The 12,506-nt window shown below is 70.1% G+C and carries 11 protein-coding genes; 8 read left to right on the forward strand and 3 right to left on the reverse strand.

The window, feature by feature from the left end; translation table 11 throughout:
* Window positions 1-14: 14 nt before the first annotated feature.
* Complete coding sequence (locus AMYNI_RS0130900; protein ID WP_020671969.1) at window positions 15-2,810, reverse strand: sensor domain-containing protein; 2,796 nt, start codon at window positions 2,808-2,810, stop codon at window positions 15-17.
* A gap of 215 nt (window positions 2,811-3,025) precedes the next feature.
* On the opposite strand from AMYNI_RS0130900, the gene AMYNI_RS0130905 reads away from it, so the two are divergent.
* Window positions 3,026-4,186 (forward strand): beta-ketoacyl synthase N-terminal-like domain-containing protein, encoded by a 1,161-nt coding sequence (locus AMYNI_RS0130905; protein ID WP_026361163.1) that lies wholly within the window; start codon window positions 3,026-3,028, stop codon window positions 4,184-4,186.
* A gap of 56 nt (window positions 4,187-4,242) precedes the next feature.
* On the opposite strand, the gene AMYNI_RS45675 is transcribed toward AMYNI_RS0130905, so the two are convergent.
* Window positions 4,243-4,464 carry a hypothetical protein gene (locus AMYNI_RS45675; RefSeq protein WP_020671971.1) on the reverse strand — a complete coding sequence of 74 codons (222 nt, stop codon included), beginning with the start codon at window positions 4,462-4,464 and terminating at the stop codon, window positions 4,243-4,245.
* Window positions 4,465-5,225: 761 nt separating this feature from the next.
* On the opposite strand from AMYNI_RS45675, the gene AMYNI_RS0130915 reads away from it, so the two are divergent.
* From AMYNI_RS0130915 to AMYNI_RS0130945, 7 genes are all read left to right on the forward strand, one after another.
* On the forward strand, window positions 5,226-6,179 hold the full coding sequence (locus AMYNI_RS0130915) for a TauD/TfdA family dioxygenase (protein ID WP_026361164.1): 954 nt from the start codon (window positions 5,226-5,228) through the stop codon (window positions 6,177-6,179).
* Window positions 6,180-6,306: 127 nt separating this feature from the next.
* Window positions 6,307-7,725, forward strand: a complete 1,419-nt coding sequence (locus AMYNI_RS0130920) for an amino acid permease (RefSeq protein ID WP_051116383.1) — start codon at window positions 6,307-6,309, stop codon at window positions 7,723-7,725.
* Between the two features lie 60 nt (window positions 7,726-7,785).
* Window positions 7,786-8,538 (forward strand): MgtC/SapB family protein, encoded by a 753-nt coding sequence (locus AMYNI_RS0130925; RefSeq protein WP_020671974.1) that lies wholly within the window; start codon window positions 7,786-7,788, stop codon window positions 8,536-8,538.
* A 41-nt stretch (window positions 8,539-8,579) separates the two neighbouring features.
* Window positions 8,580-10,058, forward strand: a complete 1,479-nt coding sequence (locus tag AMYNI_RS0130930; RefSeq protein WP_026361165.1) for an SDR family oxidoreductase — start codon at window positions 8,580-8,582, stop codon at window positions 10,056-10,058.
* 106 nt (window positions 10,059-10,164) lie between these two features.
* Window positions 10,165-10,680 (forward strand): MmpS family transport accessory protein, encoded by a 516-nt coding sequence (locus AMYNI_RS0130935; RefSeq protein ID WP_020671976.1) that lies wholly within the window; start codon window positions 10,165-10,167, stop codon window positions 10,678-10,680.
* Between the two features lie 44 nt (window positions 10,681-10,724).
* The gene (locus AMYNI_RS0130940) at window positions 10,725-11,024 is read left to right on the forward strand and encodes a winged helix-turn-helix transcriptional regulator (RefSeq protein ID WP_157357521.1); all 300 of its coding nucleotides are present in this window, start codon (window positions 10,725-10,727) and stop codon (window positions 11,022-11,024) included.
* Between the two features lie 54 nt (window positions 11,025-11,078).
* On the forward strand, window positions 11,079-11,846 hold the full coding sequence (locus AMYNI_RS0130945; protein WP_020671978.1) for an ABC transporter permease: 768 nt from the start codon (window positions 11,079-11,081) through the stop codon (window positions 11,844-11,846).
* Here AMYNI_RS0130945 and AMYNI_RS0130950 read toward each other — a convergent pair.
* On the reverse strand, window positions 11,809-12,492 hold the full coding sequence (locus AMYNI_RS0130950; protein ID WP_020671979.1) for a histidine phosphatase family protein: 684 nt from the start codon (window positions 12,490-12,492) through the stop codon (window positions 11,809-11,811). The genes AMYNI_RS0130945 and AMYNI_RS0130950 overlap by 38 nt on opposite strands.
* Between the last annotated feature and the right edge of the window lie 14 nt (window positions 12,493-12,506).

Below are 12,506 nucleotides of genomic sequence, written 5' to 3' on the forward strand. Positions count from 1 at the left end.
AGGCAAGGGGCCCTTCACGGACGGTCGGGTGGGATGGAGGGGAAGAGATCGTCGGCGGCGGCCGGGCGGCCGAGGTAGAAGCCCTGCGCCTGATCGCAGCCGAGCCGGTGCAGGATCTCCAGCTGCCGCTCGTTCTCCACCCCTTCGGCCACCACGGTGAGGTCCACCGCGTGCGCCATCGCGATGATGCTGGCGACGATCGCCTCCGCGTCCTTCGACTGGCCGAGGTCGGCGACGAAGGAGCGGTCGATCTTCAGCGTGTCCAGGGTGAGCCGTTGGAGCTGTGCCAGCGACGAGTAACCGGTGCCGAAGTCGTCGATGGCGAGGCGGACACCAAGCCGGCGCAACGCGGTGAGCACCTCGGTGGCCGCCGCGGAGTCCCGCATCAGCGCGCTTTCGGTGATCTCCAGGCAAAGCGCCTCCGGCGGCAGCCCGGTGTCCGCGAGCGCTTCCTGCACCAGCGACACCAGCTCGGGATCGTCCAGCTGCCGCGCGGACAGGTTCACCTTGAGGTGGGTGTCGAGCCGGTGCCGCTCCCGGCGGTCGGCCAGCTCCCTGGTGGTGGCCCGCAGCATGTGCGAGCCGATGCTGTTGATCAGGTCGCTTTCCTCGGCCAGCGGGATGAACTCGGTCGGCGACACCACGCCGTGCGCCGGGTGGTTCCAGCGCAGCAGGCTCTCCACCGACACCATCCGGCCGGTCTGCACGTCGACCACCGGCTGGTAGGCGATCCACAGCTGCCCGCAGCGCAGCGCGTCGCGGAGGTCCTGTTCGAGCCGTAGCCGCCGCTGCATGCGTTCGCGCAGCTCGACGTCGAAGAACTCGCAGCGGCCGCGGCCGAGGGTCTTCGCCTGGTACATGGCCACATCGGCGTCCCGGATCAGGTCCTCGGCGGCCCTGGTGTCCTCGGCCTCGGCGAGCACGATGCCGATGCTGGCGTCCACGTGCAGCTGCCTGCCGTCCACCGTGATCGGCTCGGCCAGCGATTTGCGCAGCCGGTGGGTGAGCGCGGTGATCGCCTCGATGTCGCCGGCGCCGAGGGTGACCACCACGAACTCGTCCCCGCCGAGCCTGCCGACCAGGTCGCCGGGCTGCACCCCGGCCCGCAGGCGTTCGCTGGCCATCCGCAGCACCTTGTCGCCGACGCTGTGCCCGAGCGAGTCGTTGATGACCTTGAACTTGTCCAGGTCGATGAACAGCACCGCGGTCATCTCGGCCGGGCTGCGGGTGCGCATGGCGGCGCCGAGCCGCTGGATCACCAGCGTCCGGTTGGCCAGCCCGGTCAGCGGGTCGTGGGTCGCCTCGTGCGCCAGCCGTTCCGCGATCGCGCGCCGTTCGGTGATGTCGGTGAACGAAAGCACCACCGAAGGCGGCGCGTCGTCGTCCGGGTTGAGCGTCCGGCAGGTCAGCGACACCCACACGCTCTGCCCGTCCGGCCGCTGCACGCGCAGCACCCTGCCGTTCTGCGGGATGCCGGTGCGGCGGGTTTGCGCCGAGGGATAGGCGTGCGGCGGCAGGGCCGATCCCGCCTCGTCGTACAGCGGCAGCAGCACCGACAGCGCGATCCCGGAGATCTCCGCTTCGGTGACGCCGAGAATGCGTTGCGCGGCGGGGTTCGCCGATTCGACGAGACCGGCAGGGCCGACCACGACCACACCTTCGTCGAGCGCGGCGACCACGGTGCTGAACTGCTGCTCCGCGCGCCGTCGCGCCGTTTCGTCGGCACAGACCAGCACGTAGCCCTTGTCCATCTGGGCCGCCGAGACGCGGATCGTGAGCGCGGTGCCGTCCGGCCGCCGGTGCATCGCCTCGGTCAACCCGCCGGCTGCGACCACGGCGCCGGGCAGCAGCTCGGCGCCGACCAGCTCGTCCACCGGACGCCCGATGGCCTCGGTGGCCGGACGGTCGTAGACCATTTCCGCGGCGGGATTCCAGCTCGTCACCACCCCGTCGCCATCGGTCGCGATGATCGCGTCGCTGACGTGCTCGATGAGCGCGGCCTGGTAGCGAAGGGCGGCTTGGGCCGCTTTCTGCGCGGTGATGTCGCGCATGATCACCTGGTACGCGGGGCGGCCTTCCCAGGTGGTCCGCACCGAGACCGACTCCACCGTGATGGTGGATCCGCCGAACCGCTTGAGTTCGGCCTCCGCGGGGTCCGAGCGGGCCCCCGGCGTTTCGAGGGAACTGATCCGCTCCTGCATCTGCCGGACCGAGTGTGCGTCCACGAAACCGACGATCGGCTGCTGCAGCACGTCGGCCACGGAGTTCGCGTTCACCAGCCGGACCGCGGCCGGGTTCGCGTAGACCAGGTTTCCTGCTTCGTGCACGCAAATACCGTCGGGGCTCAGCTCCACCAGCAGCCGGTACCGGTCCGCGAGGTCGCTCAGCTCCTGGCGGTCGTTGTGCCGTTCCGTCACGTTGCTGGCGATGCCGAGCAGGCCGCGCGCGGCCTGCTCGCCGAACACCCTGGCCCGGAACCGGATCCACTGCGACTCGCCGTCCGGGGTCTGGTACGGCTGCTCGAGCTCGAGGTCCTGCCCGCCCTTGACGGAACGGGCCGCTTCCACCAACGGGGTAATCAGCTTGACCAGGCGGACGCTGATCTCGTTCTCTTCGGCCGCGGAGTTATCGGGGACACCGAGCACGGCCGCGAGTTCCGGCATCCAGGCCACCGTGTCCGCCGCCAGGTCGAACGACCACATCGCCGCGGACTCGGCGGACAGGGCCAGATCGGCGACGAGCTCGTAACTGAGCTCCGCGTCCATGGCCAGCCCGCCGGTTTCCTCGGTCTCGTGGGCGTGAGCCTCCATGTTCAGTCCGATCCGCCAGTCATCCGTGCCGGGTCTCGATCACGGTGGTTTGTTTGTCCCCACATTAGGCGGCGTGGACCGCGTGAACACCCCTCAACGAGACCTGGATACCCGCGGTTGCGATCACTGGCTGTGCATATATCGGTTCGGTGAGCGATTGTCAATACATGTCCCCCTAAGGTGGACCCAGCGCGGAGAAGGAAGAGAGGGCGACCATGAGCCCCCAAGGGATGGGAATTGCCGGCATAGGTGCTGTCACCGGCTACGGCTGGGGACGGGAAATGTTGTGGGACGGGCTGCTCGAAGCCAAACCGGCCGCCGCACTCGTCGAAGGTTACGGCGTCGAGGAGGACGAAACCGCCTGGGTGGCGCGCATTCCGGACGGCGGCGACCCCGAGGACGGGCCGAGCCGTTTCGCCAGGGCCATGCGGGCGGCCGCCCGTGAGGCGATCACCGACGCTGGCCGTCGCGGCTGGCTGCCTGGCCGGAGAGTCGGCCTGCTGCACGCGACGGTGCAGGGCGAGGTCGACCTGTGGCGTGACTTCTATGTGGAGCATGGTGGCCGGCAGTCGGTGCGGGGCTACCTGGCGATGATGCCGTCCACCCCGATGTCCCTGCTGGCGCAGGAGTACGGCTTCCACGGCCCGTCCATGGTGGTGTCCGCGATGTGCGCCTCCGGCAACGCCGGGCTCATCACGGCGAAGTCCTGGCTGGACGGCGGCCTCGTCGACGACGTGGTGTTCGTGTCCACCGACGTGTCGGCGACCTGTGAGAACCTGTTGCACTTCGAACGGCTCGGGGTCGCCGTCACCGACGCGGAGCCGTTGGACGCCTGCCGTCCGTTCCAGGAGGGCAGCCGGGGCTACATCATGGGTGAGGCCTCGGTCGCGTTCGTCCTGTCCAACCGCGACACCAACGTCTACACCAGGGTCGTGGGCGGGGCGATGTCGCACGACGCGCATCACGTCACGTCGATCGAGCCGAACCTGACCCAGGTGCGGGAGTGCTTCCGCGACGCGCTCGCCGATGCCCGCGTGCCGGCGGACGCGCTCGGCTATCTGAACGCGCACGGCCCCGGCACCCGGCAGTGCGACCGGGCCGAGGCCACCTTGCTCGGCGAGTTCTTCCCGGCCACCGCCAGGGTCTACTCGGTCAAACCGCTCGCCGGGCACTGCCAGGCCGCGGCGGCCGGGGTAGAGGTGGCGGCGGCCGCGCTCGGCTACGAGCGCGGGCTCATCCCGGCACCGCCAAGGGTCGCGCCGGGACACCCGCAGCTGCTGGACGGGCCGACACCGCTCGCGGACGGCCTCACCGTGAAGTCCTCGCTCGGCATGGGCGGGCACAACGCCGTGGTGGTACTCGCGCCGCCGGCGTGAAACGGGCCAGGTGCCCGCACCGGGGAAGCCGATCCGCGGCGCGGGCACCGGTCGGGTCAGAGCCTGGCGCGGTGCCGCGGTCCGGTCAGCATGGCCACGATGAGGCTGGCCACGACCGTCACCGAGACGGACAGGCTGACCGCCGGCGCGCTCCGCAGCAGCATCATCGAGGCGGCGAGCCCGCCGACCACGACGAGGCCGAGCAGGACGGCCGCGCGCAGGGTGGTCGCCCACCTGCCGAGCACCCGATGGGCGAGGCAGGACAAGGCGCCGCCCACCGTGCGTTGGCTGGGTGGTTCATCTGGCGTTGCGCCGTGAGAAAGCTGTACAGTCACTGTCGTTCTCAATCTTCCTGGTTATCCGCTAAGAAGTTGTGGACATCCACGCGGCTCCCTGTGTCAGCAGGGGGTCGCGTTTTACTGTCGGGCCCCTGTGTGCCGTTTCAGCACGGTTAATCATGACGAAGAAGGACGCGTACGCGCTCGCGAAGCAGCCGGGTTTTCGGTCAGCGGTCGGGGAGCCACGACAAACGGTCGTGGGAGTTCGTCGCTAACGCTCGGTCACCAGATGCACGCTCCATCTGCATCGCCCACCTGCTCGTGCATCTGCCCGTGCGACCCTTTTCCGGTCCGGATCGAAGCTCGTGGCGCGGCCGGCGCTGATCGATCAAACCGCCTCTCACCTGGGCTTTGACGACTCTCGGTGTGGGTGCGGGGGTGGTCGCTGATCCCGTGCTCACTCACCTGGCCCTAGCCGGGGTGGCCGACCACTTGTTTGCTTCCGATACGCAACAATAATCACGCAGAGTTCACACTAACGAGTGAGTGGCGATTGTTGGGGACACTGTCCGCACCCCTCGCCAAGGGCCCTCGGCGGCACCGCGAGGCCCGCCCCGCCCTCCGTCGAATGGGCCGGCGGATGCCTTCGGCGGAAATGGCGGCACCCGGTCGTGAGAGGATCGGGGAACTGCTTGAACGGTTTCGTCTGGGGGAAGAATTCTTTCCACGGCGGGGAGAAATTTGGCGGGGGAGGCCAGGCCTTGGAAATACTGCTGCAGAGGGGACGGCCGGCGAGGGTGGAGGCGCCGGGCATCCGTGACCTCGCCGAGGCGCGCACCTGGTTGTGCGCCGCTCGCACCGAGATCAGGGCGGCACTCGACGAACACGGCGCGCTCGTGCTGCGCGGGCTGCCGGTGCGCAGCGTGCGGGAATTCGTCGCCGTCCGTGACGTGATCCTGCCGCCGCCGGGCGAGGTGCGCCGCGGACCGTCCTTCGGGGACGACATCTGCTTCCGGGAAGAACGCGACCCGGCGCGGCCGATCCGGATGCACAACGAGAACAGCTACGCGCTGACCTTCCCCGGCACCCTGCTGTTCGGTTGCCTGGTCGCGCCCGAACACGGTGGTGCGACCCAGGTTGCCGATTGCCGCGCGGTGCTGCGCAACCTGCCGGAAGGGCTCGCGGAGAAGTTCCGCACCTTCGGCTGGCGGCTCACCAGCAGCCACGAGCGCCGCCGGTCGGAGTTTTCGGAATGCCGCATCCGGTCCAGGGCCGATGTCGAGCGCTACTGCGCGGAGAACCTGATCTCCTGTGCCTGGGAGTCGGGACGGCTGCGCACCGGACGGCTGCGCTCGGCGATCATCCGGCATCCGCACACCGGCGAAGAGCTGTGGTTCAACCACGTCACCGCGGCCAACGCGCGCTCGCTCGAAGCCAGGCTCCGTGCCGGGCCGGGTGGCGGCGAGCCCTTGTGCGACACCGCGTTCGGCAACGGCGACGTGATCACGGATGAGGACGTGGCCGCGCTGAACAAGGCGTACGATGCGGCCACCTTCCGGGAGCGCTGGCGGCAGGGCGACCTGCTGCTGGTGGACAACCTGCTGACCGCGCACGGCCGCGAGCCGAGCCGGACGGCAGGCCGGATCATGGTCGCCGGAGGTGCGCAGGTCGGCCTCGACGAATGCGACCCCACCGTCGCCCCGGCCGCGGTCTGACCGCGCCCCGCTCGGCCGACCCCCGCGGTGGCCCGGGTCACCCAGACGGTTATCGTGCGGTTCCGGTGGTCAAGTGAACGGCTGCTAACCAATCGAACAGCCGCCTGTGGGGCGTGGAGGGCCGACGATGAGTGCATCAGCCAGCGAGCCGGTGGGCCTTGACCGTGTCGACGACGAGGGCTACGAGCGTGGCCTGAAGAACCGGCAGATCAGCATGATGGCCATCGGTGGCGCCATCGGCGTCGGCCTTTTCCTCGGCGCCGGTGCGGCCATCGAGAGCTCCGGCCCGGCGCTGATCGCCAGCTACGCGGTGGCCGGTGTGGTGATCTTCCTGATCATGCGCGCGCTCGGCGAATTGCTGGTGTATCGCCCGGTTTCGCGTAGTTTCGCCGATTATGCGGAGGAGTTCCTCGGCCGCTTTCCCGCCTTCGCCACCGGCTGGGTGTACTGGCTGATGTGGGTGGTCACCGCGATGGCGGAGATCACCGCGGCCGGGATCTACGTGCAGTACTGGTTCCCGTCCATCCCGCAGTGGGTGACCGCGGCGGTGGTGCTCGGCGCGCTGTTCCTGGCCAACCTGATCTCGGTGAAGGTGTTCGGGGAGTTCGAGTTCTGGTTCTCCATGATCAAGGTGGTCACCATCATCGGTGCCATCCTGCTCGGCCTGGCCGTGATCATCTTCGGCTTCGGCCCGGCCGGTGAGGCCGCCAGCTTCGCGCACCTGTGGAACCAGGGCGGTTTCTTCCCCAACGGCGGCAGCAGCGCGCTGCTCGCCCTGCAGAGCGTCATGTTCGCCTACCTCGGGGTCGAGCTGATCGGCCTGACCGCGGGCGAGGCGAAGAACCCGGAGAAGGTGCTGCCGAAGGCGATCAACAACGTGGTCGTGCGGATCGCGGTGTTCTACGTCGGCGCGCTGGTGGTGCTGCTCTCGCTGGTGCCGTGGACCGAGTTCCACAAGGGAGAAAGCCCGTTCGTGCGGGCCTTCGACGCGATCGGCATCCACGGCGCGGCCGGCATCATCCAGTTCGTCGTGCTGACCGCGGCACTGTCCTCGTGCAACTCCGGCATCTACTCGACCGGGCGGATGCTGCGCACGCTGGCCGTGCAGCGGTCCGCGCCGAAGCCGTTCGCCAAGCTCTCCTCCCGCAAGGTGCCGGCGAACAGCATCTACGCCTCGGCCGCGGTGATGGCCTTCGGCATCCTGATCAACGCGGTGGTGCCGGAGAAGGCCTTCACCTACGTGACCAGTGTGGCCACCGTCGGTGTGCTGTGGACCTGGGGCGTGATCCTGCTCTGCCAGCTGCGCTACCGCCGCAAGGTCAACGCCGGCGAGCTGCCCGCCGCGGCGTTCCGGATGCCCGGTGCGCCGTGGACCGGCTACTTCGGTCTCGCGTTCCTGGCGCTGGTGGTGGTGCTGCTCGGGTTCACCGAGGACACCAGGATCGCGCTGTACGTCACGCCGGTGGTCGGCGTCGTGCTCGCGATCGGCTACCGGCTCAGCGCGCGGCACCGGGTGCCCGCGGACAAGGCGTCGGTCACTTCCTGAGACCTCCGCCCGGTTCCCTGACTGTCTACAGTGGATTACGGGATGCGGAAGGGGTGATCGATGGTGTGGAGTCTCGGCGAACCGTCCGGGCAGGGCTGGACGCAGGTGGCGGAGCTGGCCACGGCGCTGGTGCTCTGCTCGCTGATCGGGCTGGAGCGCGAGCTCAAGCAGAAGAGCGCGGGGCTGCGCACGCACACCCTGGTCGGCCTCGGCGCGGCACTGTTCCTGCTGATCAGCAAGTACGGCTTCACCGATGTGCTGACCGAGGGCCGGGTCGTGCTGGACCCGTCCAGGGTGGCCGCGCAGATCGTCTCCGGGATCGGGTTCATCGGCGGCGGGCTGATCTTCGTCCGGCGTGACGTGGTCCGCGGGCTCACCACGGCCGCGGTGGTCTGGGTCAGCGCCGCGGTGGGCTGCGCCTGCGCTGCCGGGCTGCCGTGGCTGGCGGTGTTCGTCACCGCCGCGCACTTCCTGGTCGTCTACGGGTATCCGCCGCTGATCCGGCTGTTCACCAGGTCCCGCCCGGCGACCACCGTGGTGCGGGTGAGCTACCGCGACGGGGAGGGCGCCCTGCGCGCCATCCTGGAACTGGCCACCCGGTCCGGCTACTCGGTGCAGCAGGCCGCCACCGAACGGCGTGAGCCGGACGAGGACGACCCCGGCGGCGGGACGCTGGTGCGCGCGCGGCACGTGATCGACCTGAGGTTGCGGCTGCTCGGCCCGCGCACGGTCAACGAACTGCTGTCCGTGTTGTCCGAACAGCCGGGCGTGCTGTCGGTGCACACCGGAGACATCGACGACACGAGCGAATGACCGGGGTTTCGCCGTCGGGCGTACCGGGCACCAGCACCGGTATGCGCTGCCTGGTCGCCGGTGCCACCGGATATCTCGGCGGGCGGCTGGTGCCCGCCCTGCTGGCGGACGGTCATGCCGTGCGCTGCCTGGCGCGCGATCCGGCGAAGCTGCGGGACGTGCCGTGGGCGGGCGAGGTCGAGGTGGTCCGCGGCGATGTGCTCGACGAGCACGCGATGGCCGAGGCGACCAAGGGCGTGGACGTCCTCTACTACCTGGTGCATTCCTTGGCGGAGCGCGGTTTCGCCGAGGTGGACCGGCGCGGCGCGCTGATCACCGCGCAGGCCGCGCGGGCCGCCGGGGTTGGCCGGATCGTCTACCTCGGCGGACTACGGCCGCCGGGGGAGGAGTTGTCCGAGCATCTCGCGTCCAGGACCGAGGTCGGTGAAATATTCCTGCGTTCCGGGGTGCCGGCCGCGGTGCTGCGGGCCGCGGTGATCATCGGGTCCGGTTCGGCGAGTTTCGAGATGCTGCGGTACCTGACCGAGCGGCTGCCGCTGATGGTGGTGCCGAAGTGGGTGCGCAACCGGATCCAGCCGATCGCGGTCCGCGACGTGCTCCGCTACCTGACCGGCTGCGCCGGCCTGCCCGCGCGGGTGAACAGGGCGTTCGACATCGGCGGCCCGGACGTGCTGACCTACTTGGAGATGATGCGGCGCTACGCCGGGGTGGCCGGGCTGCCGCGGCGGACGATGGTGCCGGTGCCGGTGCCGGTGCTGACCCCGAAGCTGTCCTCGTACTGGGTCAACCTGGTCACCCCGGTGCCGAAGGGGATCGCCGGGCCGCTGATCGACTCGCTGGTGCACGAGGTGGTCTGCGCCGAACACGACATCGCCAAGTACGTGCCCGACCCGGACGGCGGGCTGATCGGCTACGACCGCGCGGTGGAACTGGCCCTGGCCCGGATCCGCGACGCGCGGGTGGAGACCCGCTGGTCGAACGCGGCCGTGCCGGACGCCCCGGCCGATCCGTTGCCGAGCGACCCGGAATGGTCCGGTGGCTCGCTCTACTCCGACACCCGGCAGGCCGACTGCGAGGTGGACGCCGGGCGGCTGTGGCAGGTGATCGAGGGCATCGGCGGTGGTAACGGCTGGTACTCGTTCCCGCTGGCCTGGTCGGTCCGCGGGCTGCTGGACCGGCTGGCCGGCGGAGTCGGGCTGCGGCGCGGCAGGCGCGATCAGCAGCGGCTCAATCTCGGCGACGCGGTGGACTGGTGGCGGGTCGAGGAGATCGAGCGCGGGAAGCTGCTCCGGTTGCGCGCCGAGATGAAGGTGCCCGGCGGTGCCTGGCTCGAACTGCGGGCCGAGCCGCTCGACGGCGGCCGGTCCCGGTATCACCAACGGGCCGTCTTCCTGCCCAAAGGTCTGCTCGGACATGCCTACTGGTGGGCCATCGCGCCCTTCCACGGGATTGTCTTCGGCGGCATGGTGCGCAACCTCGTGCGGACTGCCGAACAGGCGGTTGCGCGCCCGAACGAGTGAATTACGATTATTCCGACTTGCTCTGGGTAACAGGTGGGGAGACTCCGGCGAGTAGTAGTAAGTGCGCTTCACAGGGGGCGCGATGTGCCGAGAGAAAGACCTCGCGATGGGTGATACCGCAGCGGTCATTCCTACCGAACCGTCCGGCCGCAGACGGCTGGGCTCGAACCTGGCGCTCACCGGACTCACCGCGGTGATGACCGGGGTGGTGCTCGCGGTGCTGATGTCCGCGAGCAGGCAGAGCGTGTCGCCGTCGCGGCCGCAGGCGCAGCCGCGCGAGGACGTCCCGGCCTTCCAGGCAGTGCCGGCCGAGCAGCCGGCCGGCGACGTCAAGCCGGTGCTGTACGCGGTGACCTACGAACTGAGCGGCGGCGCGGGGGCGCTCAACATCACCTACGTCGGCCAGGGCGCGGTACTCGAACAGGAGCGGGCTTCGAGCACTCCGTGGCGCAAGTCCGTTGCCAGGCAGGGCACCGAGGACGAGGTCGGCTACCTCACCGTGTCCGCGCAGAACTCCGGTGCCGGCAGGCTCACCTGCCGGATCCTGCTGGACGGCGAGGTCGTCAGCGAACGGACCGCCGGCCCGAACGGTGTGGTGATGTGCGCGAAGTCGATCATGTGACCGTCCGCAATACTTCTGAAATCGAATCGACAGACGGAGGTGCCGTGACCAGCGTTGACACACCCGTTACCGCGGTGTTGAACCTGCTCGGCCGGCGTTGGATGCTCCGGGTGATCTGGGAGCTGCAGCAGGGACCGGTCGGGTTCCGCGAGCTACGGCGGCGCTGCGACGACATGTCGTCCAGCGTGCTCAGCGAGCGGCTCCGCGAACTGCGCGAAGCGAATGTGATGGAGACCGGAGAGGACGGCGTGTACCGGCTCACCGGCCTCGGCCGCAGGCTGGCCGAGACGCTGCTGCCGCTGTCCGGCTGGGCGAGGGATTGGGCGGACACCCGGTCGGTCTGATTTCTCGCGTGGTCGTGCCTGTCGAGGCGGCCCGGCAACCGGCACGATCTTGCTGTGAAGGATGCCGCGATCGCGCTCGGCCCGCCACTGGCGGTGGTACTGGCACTGCTCACCCTGCTCGCCGCGGCCGTGGTCCGGCTGGGCGAACTCGGCTCCGGCCGGGACGTGCTGCTCGCCGCCGCACGGGCAGTGCTGCAGCTCGCGGCGGTGTCGCTGGTCATCGTGGCGGTGCTGCGGTCCGGCGGGCTGACCACGCTTTTCGTGCTGCTGATGTTCGGTGTCGCCGCGCTCACCTCGGCCAGGCGGGTCGGCGTTCTCCGGCAGCTGGGCTGGTTCGCCACCGCCATCGGCGCGGGCGTCGCGCCGGTGCTGACGCTGGTGCTCGCGGCCGGAGTGCTGCCGCCAAGGCCGATCGCGGTGGTGCCGATCGCCGGCATCGTGATCGGCGGGGCGATGTCCGCGACCTCGCAGGCGACGCTGCGCGCGCTGGACGAGCTGGACGGCCGGTATGGCGAGTACGAAGCCGCGCTGGCACTGGGATTTTCGGACCGCGCCGCGGCTCTGGAGATCTGCCGCCCGTCCGCGGGCCAGGCGCTCATCCCGGGCATGGACCAGACCAGGACCGTCGGGCTGGTCACCCTGCCGGGCGCCTACGTCGGCATGCTGCTGGGCGGCGCCGGCCCGATCCAGGCCGGCGTCACCCAGCTGCTGGTGCTGATCGGCCTGCTCGCCGCGCAGGCGGTCGCGGTGCTGGTCGCGGTGCAGCTGGTCGCGACCGGCCGGATCAGCCGAGCGGGGCGGCGAGGTGTGCGGTGTCGTTGAACCGGCGCACGATCCAGTTGTCCCCGGTCACCACCAGATGGGAGACGGACCCGTTGTCGGCGCCGAGGAAGGCGAACGGCTGCGAACCGCTGGCCTGCGCGAAGACGGACCCGATCACCCCGCCGTGGGTGAACACGGCCACCCGCTGGTCCGGGTGCGCGGCGGCGATCCGGCCGATCGCGTCCCGCACCCGGCCGTCGAACGCCTCGGTCGGCTCGGCACCGGGGATGACGTCCCAGCGCTGCTCGGTCCACATCCGGATGGCCACCGGATGGCCCTCGGCGACGTTGCGGCGGAACTGGCCGCCCTCCCACTCGCCGAGGTGCACCTCGCGCAGCCCGGCCTCGACCCGCGGTTCGATGCCCAGCTTCGCGGCCAGCGGCGCCGCGGTCTGCACGGTGCGCCGGAGGGTGGTCACGTAGAGCGCGTCCAGCCGTTCACCGGCCAGCCGCTGCCCGACCCGCTCCGCGTGGTCGCGGCCGTCCGGAGCCAGGTCCGGGTCCGCCTGTCCCTCGATCATCGGGAAGGGCTCGCTCGCCCTGGCCGGCGCGGACTCGCCGTGGCGCACCAGGAAGATCTCGGTGGCGCCGGGCGGCGGGCTGAAACGGTGCTGCCGGTACTCGACCTCTTCTTCGGGAATAGTCACGTGCCGGAGGCTAG

This window comes from Amycolatopsis nigrescens CSC17Ta-90 (assembly GCF_000384315.1).
In the GTDB taxonomy this organism is placed as follows: Bacteria; Actinomycetota; Actinomycetes; order Mycobacteriales; family Pseudonocardiaceae; genus Amycolatopsis; species Amycolatopsis nigrescens.